Below are 16,395 nucleotides of genomic sequence, written 5' to 3' on the forward strand. Positions count from 1 at the left end.
TCTCCTTATTTCACCGCGCCGAAGGTCAGGCCGCGGACGAGTTGTTTCTGGCTGAACCAGCCAAGGATGAGGATCGGCGCGATGGCCATGGTCGAAGCCGCGCTGAGCTTGGCGAAGAACAGGCCCTCGGGGCTGGAATAGCTGGCGATGAAGGCCGTCAGCGGGGCCGCGTCGACCGCCGTGAGGTTGAGGGTCCAGAACGCCTCGTTCCAGGCGAGGATGAAATTCAGCAGGAGGGTCGAGGCGATGCCGGGCACGGCCATCGGCGTCAGGATATAGAGAAGCTCTTCCTTCAGGCCCGCGCCGTCCATCCGCGCGGCCTCCAGGATCTCGCCGGGGATCTCGCGGAAGTAGGTATAAAGCATCCAGACGATGATCGGCAGGTTGATGAGCATCAGGATCACCACCAGCGCCGCGCGGCTGTCGAGAACGCCCAACTCGATGCAGAGCAGGTAGATCGGGTAGAGCACCCCCACCGCCGGCAACATCTTGGTCGAGAGCATCCAAAGCAGGATGTCCTTGGTCCGCTTCGACGGGACGAAGGCCATGGACCAAGCCGCCGGAACCGCGACAAGGATGCCCAACAGGGTCGAGCCGCCCGCGATGATGATCGAATTCCACAGGAACCGCATGTAGTTCGAGCGTTCCTGCACGACCGCGTAATTCTCCAGCGTCCAGTCGAAGAACAGGAAGACGGGCGGGTTCGCGACGGCCTCCCCTTCGGTCTTGAACGAGGTCAGGATCGTCCAGAGGATCGGGAAGAAGATCAGAAGGCCGATCGCCCAGGCGATGGTCGTGTTGATGGCCTTGCGTTGAGTGGTAACGGCGCGTGCCATGGTCAGGTCCTCCTCAACGGTCCAAGTTCTTGCCGACGATGCGCATCAGGAAGAGCGCGACGATATTGGCGAGGATGATGGCGTAGACGCCGCCCGCGCTGCCCAGGCCGACATTCTGGCTTTCGAGAACGCGTTGGTAGATCAGGTAGGTCAGGGTCCGGGTGCCGAAGGCCCCGCCGGTGGTCACGAAAATCTCGGCGAAGATGGACAGAAGAAAGATCGTCTGGATCAGGATCACGATGGTGATCGCGCGGCTGAGATGCGGCAGCGTGATGAAACCGAACCGCGCCAGCGGCCCCGCGCCGTCCATCTCGGCGGCCTCGAGCTGTTCGCTGTCGAGCGACTGGATCGCCGTCAGAAGGATAAGGGTGGCGAAGGGCAGCCATTGCCACGACACGATCATGATGATCGAGAAGGTTGGCACATCGCTGAGCCACACGACCGGGTCGGCGCCGAAGGCCCGCCAGAGATGCGCGAACAGGCCGTTGGTCGGGTCCATGAACATGTTCTTCCAGACCAACGCCGACACCGTGGGCATGACGAAGAAAGGCGCGATCACAAGGATGCGGACGACACCCTGCCCCCACATCGGCTGATCCAGCAGAAGCGCGAGGAGAATGCCGAACACGATGGAGACCAGCAGGACACCACCGACGATGACAAGGGTGGTCTGAACCGCGGGCCAGAACGAGCTGGAGCTGATGAAGCGGGTGTAGTTTTCGAACCAGACGAAACCCTGGTCGCCACCACGAAGCGGCAGGAAACGGCGGAACGAGAACCAGAGGGTCATCGACAGCGGCACGAGCATCCAGACCAGAAGCAGGAAGACCGCGGGGGTCATCATGATCCGTGCTGCGGTTCGGGAATGCTGGGTCGCCATGAGACAGATCCTCTGCATGCGGACGCAAGCGCCCGTGACAAGCCGGTACTAGCGGATTGTGCGGAAATCGGAGGGGGGTGGAAGGCGGCGGCGCGCGCCGCCTTCCGATTTTCGGGCGAGCGTCGGCTTAGCGGTAGCCGGCCGCTTCCATCGCCTCGTTCGTGATGTCTTGCGCGCGCTCCAGCGCCTCTTCCACGGTCTGCTGACCGGCATAGGCGGCGGCGAATTCCTGGCTCACCTCGGTGGCGATGCCGGCGAATTCGGGGATCGCGACGAACTGGATACCGACATAGGGAACCGGGTCAACGGTCGGGTTGGTCGGATCAGCCGCAAGGATCGAGTCGAGCGTCATCTGTGCGAAGGGCACGTCCTGGTACTCGGGCGTTTCATAAAGCGAGGTGCGCGCACCCGGCGGCACGTTGGCCCAGCCTTCGTTCTCGGCAACCAGCGCGATGTATTCGCGCGAGGTGGCCCACTCGATGAATTGCAGAGCGGCGTCAGCCTGCTGCGTGCCGGCGGGGATCGCCAGTGCCCAGGCCCACAGCCAGTTCGAGCGACGCTCGACACCTTCGCTGTTCGGGGCCAGTGCGAAGCCGACGCTGTCCGCCACTTCCGATTCCTCGGGGTTGGTCACGAAGGATGCGGCCACGGTGGCGTCAATCCACATGCCGCACAGACCCTGCTGGAACAGCGACAGGTTCTCGTTGAAGCCGTTGTTCTCGTAGCCGTCGGGGCCGTAGTCGTTCATCAGGTTGACGTAGAAGTTCAGTGCCTCGGCCCATTCGGGCTGATCGAACTGGGCGTTCCAGTCTTCGTCGAACCAGCGCGCGCCGAAGGAATTGCCGGTCACGGTGATGAAGGCCCCGCCTTCGCCCCAGCCGGGCTTGCCGCGCAGGCAGACACCGTTGACGCCATTTTCGGGATCATCCATCGCGGCGGCGGCTTCGCGGATGAACTGCCAGGTCGGCGCATCGGGCATTTCAAGGCCCGCGGCTTCCATCAGGTCGGTGCGATACATGATCATCGACGACTCGCCGTAGAACGGCGCGGCGTAAAGCGTACCGTCATGGCTGAGGCCGGCACGCATCGCGGGCAGCAGGTCGTCGACGTCATACTCGTCGGACAGGCCATCGAGCGGCACAAGCCACCCGTTCGCGCCCCAGATCGGCGTCTCGTACATGCCGATGGTCATGATGTCGAACTGGCCACCATTGGTGGTGATGTCGGTCGTCACGCGCTGACGCAGGACGTTTTCTTCCAGAGTGACCCATTCGACGGCGATGCCGGTCTGTTCGGTGAAGAGGTCGGTGTACCCCTGCATCCGGATCATGTCGCCGTTGTTGACGGTCGCGATGGTGATGGTGGTGTCCTGGGCCGTGGCGGCCGAGGCAATAGCGCAGAGTGCAGCAGCACCGGACGCGCGGAGCACGGTCTTGAGAGACATCCGTATCCTCCCTGGTTGGATGTGACGCCTGCACCCTGCTTTCAAATCATACGCGGGTCAACAAAATTTTTACGCGCGTCAATTTTAGGTCCGGATCACGCCGACGCCCGCACGACCAGGTAAGGCTTGAACAGCGTTTCCGTGCGCTCGCGGAACCGGCCTCCATGCTCGATCATCTCGAACATGGTTTCGACGCTGCGCCCGGCTACCGCCTTGTAATCATGGGCCGCTGTGGTCAGCGCGGGGCAGGTGAACCGGGAAAACGGGTGGTCGTCATGCGAGGCCACGCGCAGGTCGCAATCGGGCCCGCGCCCGACACGCAGCTCGCGCTCATAGCAGGCCGACAGCACCCCGATCGCAAGGCGATCGTTGCTGCAAAGAATCGTGTTCGTCTTGAAGTCACCCGCCGCGATGGCGCTATGCGCACCGCGCCGGCCGATCTCTTCGAACCCCCATCCGTCGCCTTCGACGCTGACCACGACGGGCGATTCGCCGTGCCGCGCCATCGCCTCGAGATAGGCGATCCGGCGCTTGTTCGCGTTCGGGTTGGCAGGTGTGCGCATCTCGAAAAAGCAGGGCGGCTCCCCGCTGCGACACAGGTAATCGACGGTCTGATCCACGAAACTGGCATTGTCGGAACCGATGAACGCCTCTCCCATGCCTTCGATATTGCTGTCGAACAGGACGGTCGGCACATCGCGGCAGAAGCGTTCGATCACGCCCTTGTCCGAGATCCGCCCCAAGGGCGCAAGCAACACGCCGGCAGGCTTCAGCGCACGGAGCGTGTCGAGGTTGTCATTCTCCTGGTCGGTCTGACCATGCGAACTCATCAGGATCGGCCGATACCCTGTGTCGATGCAGAGTTGTTCGATATTCCGGGCAATCTCGGCAAAGAACGGGTCAGCAAGGTAGGGCACCACGATCCCGATATTCTTGGTCAGGCGCCTGTTCTGGTTCACCGCGTAGATGTTCGGACGAAAATCGTATTGCTCCAGCGCCTGCTCGATTCGCTTGCGGGTGGACGGGCGGACGCTGTCGGGATCATTGAAGTATTTCGACACGGTCGGCCGGGACAGGCCGCTGAGCGCCGCGAACTCCTCCATGTTCCTGATCTTCTGTTCGCCCATGCGGACCTCCTGTGTCGTCGAAACGACGGTGCTCCGGAATACCCCTTGCGTCCCGAACCAGAATTCCCGCAAACCTTACGCGAGTAAAGTTTTACTTTACCATGGAAAGGTGCGGACCAAGCCCGAGACTGGCGAACCCGTCCGAATTTGGGAGGACACGAAATGTATCTCGGTATCGATCTCGGGACGTCTGCGGTAAAGGTCTGCGCTTTGCAACCCGATGGCCGGGTCGCCGCAACGGCAACAACGGCCTTGTCCGTTTCCCACCCGTTCGACGGCGCCAGCGAGCAGAACTGCGCGGATTGGTGGGCCGCCACCTGCACAGCCGTTGGCAGCCTGTCCGCCGACCTGCGCGCGCAGGTGAAGGCCATCGGGCTATCCGGGCAGATGCACGGGGCGGTCCTGCTGGACAAGGACAAGCGCCCGGTGCGCCCGGTCATCCTCTGGAACGACGCCCGCGCGACCGAGGAATGCGCCGTGATGCTGGCCGCAGAGCCCGACGCGGGCGCGCTTTCTGGCGTGCTTCCGATGGCGGGCTTCACCGCGCCCAAGGTGCTCTGGCTCTCTCGCCACGACCCAAAGGTTCATGCCCGTATCGCGCATATCCTTCTTCCGAAGGACTATATCGGCCTGCGCCTGCATGGAGAGATGGTCACCGATCCGTCCGATGCGGCCGGCACATCCTGGTTCGACGAGGAGCGGCGCGCGTGGTCCGACCGCCTGTGCCAGATCAGCGCGACCGACCCATGCTGGCTGCCGGAGGTGAAACACGGCACCGAGATCGCGGGCCACCTGTTGCCGGACCCCGCCGCAGAGCTTGGCCTGCCTGTTGGCATTCCCGTCGCGGCAGGGGCAGGCGACGCCGCCGCGGGGGCGGTCGGAATCGGCGCTGTCGAGGCCGGGGACGGGTTCATCTCGCTCGGCACGTCGGGGCAGCTCTTCTTCACGACCCCCGACTATCGACCAAACCCCGAAAGCCGCATCCACGCCTATGCCCACACGATGCCGGGTTACTGGTTCCAGATGGCGGCCATGCTGAACGGCGCGCGCCCGATGGCGTGGCTTGCGAACCTGTTGCAACGCCCGATCGAAACCCTGCTTGCCGAGGCCGAGGCCGCGCCGTCCGGCCCCCTCTTCCTGCCCTACCTGACCGGAGAGCGGACGCCCCATGGCGATACGGACATCCGCGGCGGCTTCGCAGGCCTGGGCGAAACCACGTCGCAAGGCAGCCTGATGCGCGCCGTGGTCGAAGCCGTCGCCTTTACCTTCGCCGACGCCATTGCCGCGCTGTCCGACTCCGGACAAGCGCCCGAGGCGTTGCTGGCCATCGGTGGCGGCACCAGAAGCGATTTCCTCATGCAGACCATCGCCGATGTCACGGGCTGCCGACTTGGGCGCAGCGAAGGGGCGGACCTTGGCCCTGCGTTGGGGGCTGCACGGCTTGCTTGCGTAGCCTCGGGCGGCGGTACGGTTGCCGAGGTCATGACCAAACCGGATGTGCGGAATTGGTTCGAGCCTTCGAGCGATCACGGCGACGCTTTGAAACCGCGCCTCGCGGCCTTCCGTGCGCTCTACCCCGCCCTCAAGGGCGTGCAGGCCAAGATGCACTGATCTGCATCGCAGCGCCGGCGAAGGACGGCCCGCTAGCCCAATCAAATGATATCGTCGAACCGGTCGGGCAAGCTGACCACCATGATCCTGTTTTCCCAAGGATTCTCGATATCGTGCCCGTAGATCGCGTTGTAGGTCTTTAGATCGCGGGGGCGGGTTGCGCCGCGATCGCCGCGCTTTCCGATCTCGGTGTAAACCTTGTCGGCAACATCGTCATAGGGAACGATATCCCGGCACGCTGCGACATTGCGGGTGAGACTCAAGCGACCCGACGTGTGGTTGGTAAAGGTGACGCCCACCTGCTCGGATGTCCGAACTCCGACCTTCATCTCCAGATGACGCAGAGAGGCGTTGGCCATGTGCAGCATCAGAAGGTCGTGCGACAGCGCCACCGGCTTTCCGACTGCCACATGTCCGCCGATCGTCAATTCGGTTGGCCCGCTCACGATGTTCGGTTTGACATAGAGCTTGCTGATCGCCCCGACGGAGCGCTGCGCCATCAACGGTTTCGAGGGGTCCAGCGGCGTCTCACCCGGAACTTCGACGACCTCGATGCCCTTGGTATATCGATAGCCGACATCGGCGGCATCCTGGATGGCTTCGTGAAAGCTGCGTCCACTCTGTGGGTCAACGCAGACGATTTCATCGCAATCCCCGCGCACGAAAAAATCGTACTGACCCTGCAATGCCGTCAGGAGATCCCAATGCGCCTTGATGAAGCGTTCATTGTCAGCAATGCGGTGGCCAGACCGGCCCTCCATGAGGCTGACGTTCACACCGCTGAGATCAACCTCGGTCTGCCAATCGTCGCCATCGAGCATGACGTACAGGTTTTCGCGGCCAAGCAGCCGACCGTAATATCGCACCCAGATATCGAGGAAGAAGTCATCTTTCCTGACATGGGTAACCGCAGCAACCCGCAATGCTTTTCCTCGCTTTTCTGCCCGACAAATTGACGCTCACACACAAGGGGCTTGGACGCAAGCAGAGCTTCAGCGAGGGGGGGCATCACGCCGTTCAATCGCCCCGCCTGGATAGCCTCCTGACACGGCGTGGCACCCGTCGCACCGGTGGCATGACGTGGGCCTCTTGGCGGTCACTGCGGATCGGCATAGGCCGACAGGATTTGAGTTAGATCCTGGGGAGGGATTGCCATCGGCTCTAGGTCGAAGCGCGCCATGCGGCCCGCGATGTGCGACGGTTGCGCATATTTCTCGATCCAATGGTAGTAGGGCCTGCCGGTATAATCATCGAACAAAAGCGTGACGGGTTTTCGTGTCCGAAAGAGCGTTGTGAGGAAGCAGGCAGCTCGGAAACGTCCGTCCACAAGCACAATGTCAGGTTGCTTGAACTGGATCAGATCCCAGACGCTGGCGGGGTACCGGGCATATTGTGCATAGCCTTCGCAACCTGCGGGTTTGCCCCACGCTTTCGTGCGCCCGATGTCGACATACTGGACCGTGAAGTCGGCATGTGGATGTGCCGCTTGCAGGCTGTCGTAAATCGCAAGCGCCCAGGCGCGGTCGGACTCGACCGTGAAGAGCGTCTTGGCATCGCCTTCGAGCGCCACGAAACTCGACCCGCCGCTGCCATATTCCAGGATCGTGTCGGCTTTCGCGTATTCCGCGCGCAAAAGCGCGGCTTCCTCGTCTGGCAAGGTCAACGGGAAATGCCGCGGCTCGACACGGGCCGGGCGGGTTGCCCTACAGGCGTCAAGGACATGCGCCGGGATGTCCGCAAGGCGGGCATCGAGACGCGTCCGAGCCTCGGCTTCGGCCTCGGTCACGCCTGGCAGGGACCGAAGATACGTCAACTGATCCCGCGTCGCATCGGCAAGGCGCAGGATCCGGCGGTCCTGCGTCGCGGCGTAATTCTGTGCACGATAGAGGCCGCTGGCATTCTGATCGAGGCTCTGTGCCGTTTGGCCGGCCTCCGCCCCATGCGCGAGGTTGTGTTTCAGGACGAAATGCTCGGGCGTTCGCACGGCGTAGCAATTGATCTGAGCCAGGGCATAGCCGTGTTCGTCAGGTTGAACCTGTCTGGTTCGGCTGAAATCCTCGCCGCTGATCCACCGCCGATGCGCGCGGTGACGCAGGTCAAGCGCATTACCGCTCGCCATCACGAATGAAAGGTCGGACGCATCCATGCCCGCGCGAATCTTGGGGCGGTGCGTCCCGTGCAGGAAGAAGCCTTCGATCTTGTCCGAGCAACGAAAGAGCGTTTTCGCTTCCAGGTTGCTGCCATCATCAGCGGCGGCAGCGTCGGTAAAATCCTCGGAAACCAGGTGCCCGGGAAAACGGTCGTTGCCGCCGTCGCCCATCATGCGGCGGGGAACCAGCATACCGTCACGATCCGCAAGCGCATCGATCAGGGCGTCCAGCGTGCCGTTGCCTTTGGAGATCACCAGGAACTCATCCACATCCAGCCACATCGCCCAATCGGCACCGTTGAGTATGGCCGATTCATTCGCGAGGCGCGCCGCATCGGCCAGCCGCTCGACGCCGGGCGCGGGTGCGTGCTCGACATGCTCGATGATATCGTTCGCAGCCAATGCGTTGAGCAGGTCCGTGGAGCCATCATCGCTTTCGCTGGAGAACACGACAAGTCGATTGAACCCAAGCGCACGATGATAGGCGACCCATTCCAGGAGGAATGGCGCCTCGTTTTTCACCGAGACTATCAGCAAACGAGTCGCGTGCGTCTTGTCCGCCGCCGAAGGCGTCGCGTCGTCCGCCGGGCCTTTCATCGTCTTTTTCTTGCTCTGGGGCTTGGATTTGGAACGGCGCTGCATCGTTGCTTCCAAGTTTGAATCAGCCTGCCAAACAAGGGGGCTGATCGTGATTCCCTAGCTTGGTTGTGGCACAAGTCGGTTGAAGGAGCCACCGAAGCCATGAAGCCTCGGAGCCTGAGGCCATCAAGCGTTGGGCCGGCACGAAATGCAAGACCATAGGCCTTCGCTTTCCAAGGGAGGGAGACCGATGCAGCTTCCTTGGACACATGACCTGATCGACAAACCGAGCCGTCGGAATCGCGTCTGATCTGCATGGCGTCAGCACGCGTTGGATCTAGGGTTGGAAATGGTGAGCCCGACAGGATTCGAACCTGTGACCAATTGATTAAAAGTCAACTGCTCTACCAACTGAGCTACGGGCCCACTCAGGCGGGCTACCTACGCAGGGAGGCCCGGGGCGTCAAGCGGAAATCCGGCACTTTCTCGAAGAAGGGATTTCCAGCACGCCGCACGGCCTGTATACGCGCGCGCATGTCCGACCTGAGCCAGACCAGCGGCACGCCCTTCATGAAGATGCACGGGCTTGGCAATGACTTCGTGGTGATCGACGCGCGGGAAACCGATGCCGCCATCACCGCGCCCTTGGCGCGTGCGCTGGCGGATCGTCACCGTGGCGTCGGATTCGACCAGCTGGCCGTGATCGAGCAAGGCCAAGCTGCCGACCTGCGGCTGACCTTCTTCAACGCGGACGGGTCTCTGTCGGCGGCCTGCGGCAATGCCACGCGCTGCATCGCGCGGCACGAGATGGACCGAACCGGCGCAGCCGAGGTTACGCTGCAAACCGAACGCGGCATCCTGATCGCCCGGGACGCTGGCGGAGCGCTGACCTCGGTCAACATGGGGCCACCGGTTCTGGACTGGCGCGAGATCCCGCTGGCCGAGGATGTCGATCCGCTGCACCTCCCCATCGCGGGCGACCCGGTCGCCACCGGCATGGGCAACCCGCATTGCACCTTCTTCGTCGACGACGCCGAAGCGGTGGACCTTGCCACGCGCGGCCCCGAGATCGAGCACCATCCCCTCTACCCCGAGCGCACGAATGTCCAATTCGCCAGTGTCATCGGCCCCGATCACCTGCGGATGCGGGTGTGGGAACGGGGCACCGGCATCACGCTGGCCTCGGGCTCATCTTCCTGCGCCGTGGCCGTTGCCGCCGCCCGTCGCGGGCTGACGGGGCGGTCGGTGCGGCTGACACTCGACGGCGGGGACATCCAGATCGAGTGGCGCGATGACGGCGTCTGGATGACCGGGCCGACGGCGCATGTCTTTACCGGTGTGCTGACGCCCGAGTTCCTGAGGGGGCTGTGATGGACCGCCGCGCCCCCGTTTTTCACACGCTCGGCTGTCGGCTGAATGCCTACGAGACCGAAGCGATGCGCGAGCTGTCGGCCGCCGCCGGTGTCGAGAATGCCGTGGTCGTGAACACCTGCGCCGTCACCGCCGAGGCGGTGCGCAAGGCGCGGCAGGAAATCCGCAAGCTTCGGCGCGAGAACCCGAGCGCCAAGGTCATCGTGACCGGCTGCGCGGCGCAGACCGAGCCCGAGACCTTCCGCGACATGGCCGAGGTCGACCTGGTGATCGGCAACACCGAAAAGATGCAGCCCGAGACATGGTCGCGCATGGGGCCGGACTTCATCGGCGAGACGGAAAAGGTGCAGGTCGACGACATCATGTCGGTGACCGAAACGGCGGGCCACCTGATCGACGGGTTCGGCACGCGCTCGCGCGCTTATGTGCAGGTGCAAAACGGCTGCGATCACCGATGCACCTTTTGCATCATCCCTTATGGCCGGGGCAATTCGCGCAGCGTGCCCGCCGGTGTCGTGGTCGACCAGATCAAGCGGCTGGTGGATCGTGGCTATAACGAGGTGGTGCTGACCGGCGTCGACCTCACCAGTTGGGGCGCCGACCTGCCGGGCGCGCCGCGTCTCGGTGATCTGGTGATGCGCATTCTGAAACTGGCGCCCGACCTGCCCCGCCTGCGGATCAGCTCCATCGACTCGATCGAGGCGGATGAAAACCTGATGCAGGCCATCGCGACCGAGCCGCGCCTGATGCCGCATCTGCACCTGAGCCTTCAGCATGGCGACGACCTGATCCTGAAACGGATGAAGCGCCGCCACCTGCGCGACGATGCCATCCGCTTTTGCGAAGAGGCCCGCCGCCTGCGACCCGATATGACCTATGGCGCCGACATCATCGCGGGCTTCCCGACCGAGACCGAGGCGCATTTCGAAAACTCGCTGAGGCTGGTGGCGGAGTGCGGGCTGACATGGCTGCACGTCTTCCCCTACTCGGCCCGGCAAGGCACGCCAGCGGCCAGGATGCCCCAACTCGACGGGGCCACGATCAAGGCGCGCGCGGCGCGTCTGCGCCAAGCCGGTGATGCGGCAGTCGCGCGGCACCTGTCCGAACAGATAGGTCGCGAACACCACATCCTGATGGAAAACCCGCGCATGGGGCGCACGGAACAGTTCACCGAGGTGACCTTTGCGTTAGATCAGCCCGAGGGGCAGATCGTCACCGCGCGGATAACCGGGCAGGATGGGCGACAGCTCCGGGTCTGATCGACCGCCAAGGAGACGCGCCATGCATCCAAACCCCGCCTTTCGACAGGAACCGGAATTCCTGAACCTGCATCTGGCCCGAAAACGCGGCTTCGGGACGCTGGTTCTGAACGGCGACCCCCTGCCGCTGGTCAGCCATGTGCCCTTCGCCCTCGACGACGCCGAAAAGGAGGCCGAGCTGCACCTGATGCGGTCGAACCCCATCGCGCGCGCCGTGACCGAAGCCACGCCTGCGGTCATCGCGATCTCCGGCCCGGATGGCTACGTCTCGCCCGATTGGTACGGCGACCCGGCACAGGTGCCGACGTGGAACTACGTGGCGGTCCACCTGCGCGGGAAACTGATCCCAAGCGATCCCAAGACGATGCGCGACCACCTCGACAAGGTGTCCGCCCAGTTCGAAGAGCGTTTGTTCAAACGCCCGTGGACCGTCGACAAGATGCCCGAGGATACGCTTGAACGCATGATGCGCCAGATCCTGCCGTTTCGGTTCGAGATCGAGGAGGTCGATGGCACCTGGAAGCTGAACCAGAACAAGACGGACAGCGCGCGGGAAAACGCCGCCGGGGCCATCCGGCATTCGCCCATCGGGCACGAGGTCGAAACACTGTCGTGGCTCATGAAGGGCGGCGTGCCGGAAATAGACAAGGACGCACCGGTCACCTACATCTAGGCCGAAACGGTCGAAACGGGAGGATGACCATGGCCCTGCAATTCGCCCCCATCGGGGCCATCGCCCTGCGCTACGGCGCCGTGGCCCTGGCCACCTACGTCGCGACCCGCGCCATCGGTCCGGGCCGCCTGGCCCAGCCGGTCGAAGACGAGATGGACGCCACGCCCGAGGGTCTGACCCTGCGCAAGACCGAGGAGCAGGTGAACGGCTCTGCCCGCTGGCGGCGCGCCTTCCGCCTGGGGCGCAATGGCAGCGGAGTGCGCGTGGATGCGACCCTCCTGGGGCGTTTAAAGGTTGATCGCATCGCATGATGAAGCTTCTCGGTTCGCCCGCCTCGCCCTTTGTGCGCAAAGCGCGGGTCATGATGATCGAAGCCGGCATCGAGGATGTCCCCTTCGCCGAGGTGACCGCGTCGCCGCTTGGCGGTGAGGAATCGCTGAATGCCGCCAACCCGTTGGGCAAGATCCCCGCACTGACCCGCGACGACGGTCCGACGATCTACGACAGCCGCGTCGTCACCCGCTTTCTTGATGCCCGCTACCAGGCCGGGCTCTACCCCCCGACCCGCGTGTGGGAGACCCTGACGCTCGAGGCGACGGCGGACGGCATGATGGATGCCGCCGTCAACATCACCTACGAAAAGCGGCACCGCCCCGAGGACATCTGGTTCGCGCCGTGGCTGGACGGGCAATGGGCCAAGATCGCCCGGTCCCTCGACGCGCTGGAACGGCAATGGATGAGCCATCTCAGCGGCCCGCTCGACATGGGTCAGATCGCGGTCGCCTGCGCGTTGGCCTATCTGGACCTGCGCCATGACGACAAGGGGTGGCGCAACGGGCACCCGGCCCTGGCCGACTGGTTCGCCCGGTTCAATGCGCGCCCGTCGATGGTGGACACCGCCCCCTGATGCAGATCTCCCTCGCCCGCACCAACGCGGCCCGGCAGGCCTGTTTCGACATCCGCCGTGCGGTGTTCATCGACGAGCAACGCATTCCCGAAGCCGAGGAATGGGACGCGTGCGACGATCGCTGCACGCATGTGTTGGCCTCCACCCCGTCCGGTCAGCCGGCTGGCACGGCCCGTATCATCGGCAAGGGCGACAGGGCGAAGATCGGGCGCGTCGCCGTCCTGTCCGAGTTTCGCGGCACGGGGCTTGGACGCGATCTGGTGCAGTTCTGCCTGCAGCACGCACGGCAATCGGGCTTTGCGGGCGCCGAGCTGGAAGCACAGCTTTACGCGATCCCTTTTTACGAGCGCCTCGGCTTCACCGCCGAAGGCCCCGAGTTCGACGATGGCTCGGGCATTCTGCACCGCTACATGGCGCTTGGATTCCGGCGCGCCAAGACCAGTGCCACCATAGCGCAATGACCCTCGATTCGAGTGATTTTCGTCCAGGCGCACATCGGAATTTTCAATCAAGGCGATTGCTTTCGTTGATTGGCTCGCCATAAGCGCGTCGAAATCTCACGTTTTCGTGAATTTTCGCACGAAACACTGCGACATTTGATCATTCCTGCGCGCGTTTGTCCGCTGGACGACTAGAGTAATGCGCCATAGACAGCAGGCGTCGGGTTACGGCGGGTGCACCGTGGCCCGATGTGGTTTTTCCAGGCCCTGATAGTCCGCTCGGGCCCAGACAAGGGGGACGCTTCAAGTGTCACACGCAGAAGACCATTCCGGTACCCGCCGCGACTTCCTGTACTACGCGACCGCAGGTGTGGGTACCGTTGCAACCGGGGCCGCGGTATGGCCACTGATCGATCAGATGAACCCGTCGGCAGATGTCCAGGCCGCCAGCCAGATGCGCGTCGATGTGTCGGGCGTCATGGAAGGCACCCAACTGACCATTCTTTTCCTCGGCAAGCCGGTTTTCATCAGCCGCCGCACGCCGGAACAGATCGCATCCGCCGCTGAAACGGACGTGGACGATCTGGTGGACCCGATCTCGCGCAACCCGAATGCGGAGTTCGACGCACCCGCAACCGACCTGAGCCGCACGCTCCCCCCCTACGAGGGCGAAAATACCGGCGAATGGCTGGTGCAGATCGGTGTGTGCACGCACCTCGGCTGCGTTCCCATCGGCAACGGTGCCGGTGACTTCGGTGGCTGGTTCTGCCCCTGCCACGGCTCGCACTACGACGCCGCGGGACGCATTCGTCGCGGCCCCGCCCCTGAAAACCTTCACATTCCGGTCGCAGCGTTCGTGGACGAAACCACGATCCTGCTCGGTTAACCGCGAGGGAGAACTCGACAATGTCTGGCATTCCCCACGACCACTACGAACCGAAGACCGGCGCCGAAAAATGGCTTCATCGTCGTCTTCCGATCGTGTCGCTCATCTACGACACGATCATGATTCCCACCCCCAAGAACCTCAACTGGATGTGGATCTGGGGCATCGTTCTGATGTTCACCCTGGTGTTGCAGATCGTCACCGGCATCGTGCTGGTCATGCACTACACGCCGCATGTCGACCTGGCCTTCGAGTCGGTCGAGCATATCATGCGCAACGTGAACGGCGGGTGGGCCATGCGCTACATCCACGCCAACGGCGCGTCTCTGTTCTTCATCGCGGTGTATCTGCACATCTTCCGCGGCATCTACTACGGGTCCTACAAGGCCCCGCGCGAGGTGACGTGGATCATCGGCATGCTGATCTACCTGTGCATGATGGGCACGGCGTTCATGGGCTACGTTCTGCCCTGGGGCCAGATGTCCTTCTGGGGGGCCACCGTGATCACCGGCCTGTTCGGCGCCATCCCCTTCGTGGGTGAAGCGCTGCAGACCTGGCTGCTCGGCGGGCCGTCGGTGGACAATGCCACGCTGAACCGCTTCCTGTCGCTCCACTACCTGCTGCCCTTCGTCATCCTCGCGCTGGCGCTGGTGCACATCTGGGCGTTCCACACCACCGGCAACAGCAACCCCACCGGGGTCGAAGTCCGCCGCACCTCGAGGAAGGAAGCCGAGGCAGACACCCTGCCGTTCTGGCCCTACTTCGTGATCAAGGACCTCTTCGCCCTGGCGGTGATCCTGGTCGTGTTCTTCGCGGTCGTGGGCTTCATGCCGAACTACCTCGGGCACCCGGACAACTACATCCCGGCCAACCCGCTGGTGACGCCCCCGCACATCGTGCCGGAATGGTACTTCCTGCCGTTCTACGCGATCCTGCGCGCCTTCGATGGCGAGGTCTGGGTCGTGCAGCTGGCCAGCTTCATCACCGGCGGCATCGTCGACGCCAAGTTCTTCGGCGTGCTGGCAATGTTCGGCTCGATCGTGGTGATGGCATTGCTGCCGTGGCTCGACACCTCGTCGGTGCGCTCCGGTCGCTACCGCCCGATGTTCAAGTTCTGGTTCTGGGTCTTCTTCATCGACTTCTTCGTACTGATGTGGGTTGGCGCAATGCCGGCCGAAGGGATCTACCCCTACATCGCCCTGATCGGATCGGCCGTCTGGTTCGCGTATTTCCTCGTGATCATCCCGCTTCTGGGTGTGATCGAGAAGCCGCTGCCGCAGCCTGCCACGATCGAAGACGACTTCAACGAGCACTATGGCGACGACGACGCCTCGGGTGGCACGCCTTCGGGTGAGCGCATTCCCACCCCGGCCGAGTGACGCGGAAAGGACATATCGCAATGTTCAGGAAACTAGCCATCACCACCGCAACGGCGCTGTCCCTCGGAACGGGGGCTGCGCTGGCCGCCGGCGGCGGCGGGCACGTCACGGACCACGACTTCTCGTTCGAGGGGCCTTTCGGCACCTACGACCAGACGCAGTTGCAGCGTGGCCTTCAGGTCTACACCGAGGTCTGTGCCGCCTGTCACGGCATGAACCTTGTTCCTATCCGCTCGCTCAGCGACGAGGATGGTCCAGGGCTGACCGACGACGAGGTCCGCGCCTATATCGAGCAGAACTACATCGAAGTGTACGATGAAGAACTGCAGGATTGGCGCGCGGCCACGCCGAACGACCACTTCCCCGAAAGCTCCCTGCCCGAGGCCCCCGACCTGTCGGTCATGGCCAAGGCGCGCGCGGGCTTCCACGGCCCCTACGGCCTGGGCCTCAGCCCGCTTGTCAACGGCATCGGCGGACCCGAGTACATCGCGTCCTACCTCACCCACTACACCGGTGAGGAAATGGAACAGTACGGCACCTATCTCTACGGGAACGAAACCTTCGACGGTGGCTGGACCCAAATGGCGCCCCCCCTGTGGGACGGCATGGTGGAATTCGCCGACGGGTCGCCCAACGACGTCGAGAGCATGGCGGTGGACGTCTCGGCCTTCCTGATGTGGGCCGCCGAACCGCACCTGATGGACCGCAAGCAGATGGGCTTCACCGCCGTGATGCTTCTGATCCTTCTGTCGGCCCTGCTGTACCTGACCAACAAGCGTCTCTGGGCGCCGGTCAAGAAAGCCGCAAAGGCACGGCAACCGGCCGAGTAAGCCACGCAGACAACTATTGAAAAG

Annotated in this window: 16 protein-coding genes and 1 tRNA gene; 10 read left to right on the forward strand and 7 right to left on the reverse strand. The window is 63.5% G+C overall.

The window, feature by feature from the left end; translation table 11 throughout:
* Positions 1 to 5 precede the first annotated feature (5 nt).
* The 4 genes from ABD923_RS17000 to ABD923_RS17015 all read right to left on the reverse strand — a co-directional run bounded on the left by ABD923_RS17000 (position 6) and on the right by ABD923_RS17015 (position 4,287).
* Entirely contained in the window at positions 6 to 836 is an 831-nt protein-coding gene (locus ABD923_RS17000) for a carbohydrate ABC transporter permease (protein ID WP_222191785.1), read from the reverse strand.
* A gap of 13 nt (positions 837 to 849) precedes the next feature.
* Positions 850 to 1,716: a carbohydrate ABC transporter permease gene (locus tag ABD923_RS17005; protein WP_222191916.1), complete on the reverse strand. Its 867-nt coding sequence runs from the start codon at positions 1,714 to 1,716 to the stop codon at positions 850 to 852.
* Positions 1,717 to 1,843: 127 nt separating this feature from the next.
* Positions 1,844 to 3,160 carry an ABC transporter substrate-binding protein gene (locus ABD923_RS17010; protein ID WP_259553276.1) on the reverse strand — a complete coding sequence of 439 codons (1,317 nt, stop codon included), beginning with the start codon at positions 3,158 to 3,160 and terminating at the stop codon, positions 1,844 to 1,846.
* A gap of 95 nt (positions 3,161 to 3,255) precedes the next feature.
* Positions 3,256 to 4,287 (reverse strand): LacI family DNA-binding transcriptional regulator, encoded by a 1,032-nt coding sequence (locus ABD923_RS17015; protein WP_259553275.1) that lies wholly within the window; start codon positions 4,285 to 4,287, stop codon positions 3,256 to 3,258.
* A 162-nt stretch (positions 4,288 to 4,449) separates the two neighbouring features.
* Between ABD923_RS17015 and xylB the strand changes: the two genes are divergently transcribed.
* Entirely contained in the window at positions 4,450 to 5,898 is a 1,449-nt protein-coding gene (xylB, locus tag ABD923_RS17020; protein WP_259553274.1) for a xylulokinase, read from the forward strand.
* Between the two features lie 41 nt (positions 5,899 to 5,939).
* On the opposite strand, the gene ABD923_RS17025 is transcribed toward xylB, so the two are convergent.
* From ABD923_RS17025 to ABD923_RS17035, 3 genes are all read right to left on the reverse strand, one after another.
* The gene (locus ABD923_RS17025) at positions 5,940 to 6,821 is read right to left on the reverse strand and encodes a glycosyltransferase family 2 protein (protein WP_259553273.1); all 882 of its coding nucleotides are present in this window, start codon (positions 6,819 to 6,821) and stop codon (positions 5,940 to 5,942) included.
* Between the two features lie 173 nt (positions 6,822 to 6,994).
* Positions 6,995 to 8,689 carry a glycosyltransferase family 2 protein gene (locus ABD923_RS17030; protein WP_310796437.1) on the reverse strand — a complete coding sequence of 565 codons (1,695 nt, stop codon included), beginning with the start codon at positions 8,687 to 8,689 and terminating at the stop codon, positions 6,995 to 6,997.
* A 287-nt stretch (positions 8,690 to 8,976) separates the two neighbouring features.
* Positions 8,977 to 9,052, reverse strand: a tRNA-Lys gene (locus ABD923_RS17035).
* 108 nt (positions 9,053 to 9,160) lie between these two features.
* Here ABD923_RS17035 and dapF point away from each other — a divergent pair.
* From dapF to ABD923_RS17080, 9 genes are all read left to right on the forward strand, one after another.
* The gene (gene dapF / locus ABD923_RS17040; RefSeq protein WP_259553272.1) at positions 9,161 to 9,997 is read left to right on the forward strand and encodes a diaminopimelate epimerase; all 837 of its coding nucleotides are present in this window, start codon (positions 9,161 to 9,163) and stop codon (positions 9,995 to 9,997) included.
* Positions 9,997 to 11,256 (forward strand): tRNA (N(6)-L-threonylcarbamoyladenosine(37)-C(2))-methylthiotransferase MtaB, encoded by a 1,260-nt coding sequence (mtaB, locus tag ABD923_RS17045; protein ID WP_259553271.1) that lies wholly within the window; start codon positions 9,997 to 9,999, stop codon positions 11,254 to 11,256. The genes dapF and mtaB overlap by 1 nt, the downstream gene beginning before the upstream one ends.
* Before the next feature lie 22 nt (positions 11,257 to 11,278).
* Complete coding sequence (locus ABD923_RS17050; protein WP_259553270.1) at positions 11,279 to 11,929, forward strand: FMN-binding negative transcriptional regulator; 651 nt, start codon at positions 11,279 to 11,281, stop codon at positions 11,927 to 11,929.
* Between the two features lie 29 nt (positions 11,930 to 11,958).
* On the forward strand, positions 11,959 to 12,240 hold the full coding sequence (locus ABD923_RS17055; RefSeq protein ID WP_259553269.1) for a hypothetical protein: 282 nt from the start codon (positions 11,959 to 11,961) through the stop codon (positions 12,238 to 12,240).
* Positions 12,240 to 12,836, forward strand: coding sequence for a glutathione S-transferase (locus tag ABD923_RS17060; RefSeq protein ID WP_259553446.1), 597 nt, complete (start codon positions 12,240 to 12,242; stop codon positions 12,834 to 12,836). The genes ABD923_RS17055 and ABD923_RS17060 overlap by 1 nt, the downstream gene beginning before the upstream one ends.
* Positions 12,836 to 13,297, forward strand: a complete 462-nt coding sequence (locus ABD923_RS17065; RefSeq protein ID WP_259553268.1) for a GNAT family N-acetyltransferase — start codon at positions 12,836 to 12,838, stop codon at positions 13,295 to 13,297. The genes ABD923_RS17060 and ABD923_RS17065 overlap by 1 nt, the downstream gene beginning before the upstream one ends.
* A gap of 286 nt (positions 13,298 to 13,583) precedes the next feature.
* Positions 13,584 to 14,162 carry a ubiquinol-cytochrome c reductase iron-sulfur subunit gene (gene petA / locus ABD923_RS17070; RefSeq protein WP_259553267.1) on the forward strand — a complete coding sequence of 193 codons (579 nt, stop codon included), beginning with the start codon at positions 13,584 to 13,586 and terminating at the stop codon, positions 14,160 to 14,162.
* 20 nt (positions 14,163 to 14,182) lie between these two features.
* Positions 14,183 to 15,541 (forward strand): cytochrome b, encoded by a 1,359-nt coding sequence (locus ABD923_RS17075; RefSeq protein ID WP_259553266.1) that lies wholly within the window; start codon positions 14,183 to 14,185, stop codon positions 15,539 to 15,541.
* Between the two features lie 20 nt (positions 15,542 to 15,561).
* A complete protein-coding gene (locus tag ABD923_RS17080) occupies positions 15,562 to 16,371 on the forward strand; it encodes a cytochrome c1 (protein ID WP_259553265.1) in 810 nt (269 codons plus the stop codon).
* Positions 16,372 to 16,395: the final 24 nt, after the last annotated feature.

Source organism: [Roseibacterium] beibuensis (assembly GCF_039542305.1).
Taxonomy (GTDB): domain Bacteria; phylum Pseudomonadota; class Alphaproteobacteria; order Rhodobacterales; family Rhodobacteraceae; genus Roseibacterium; species Roseibacterium beibuensis.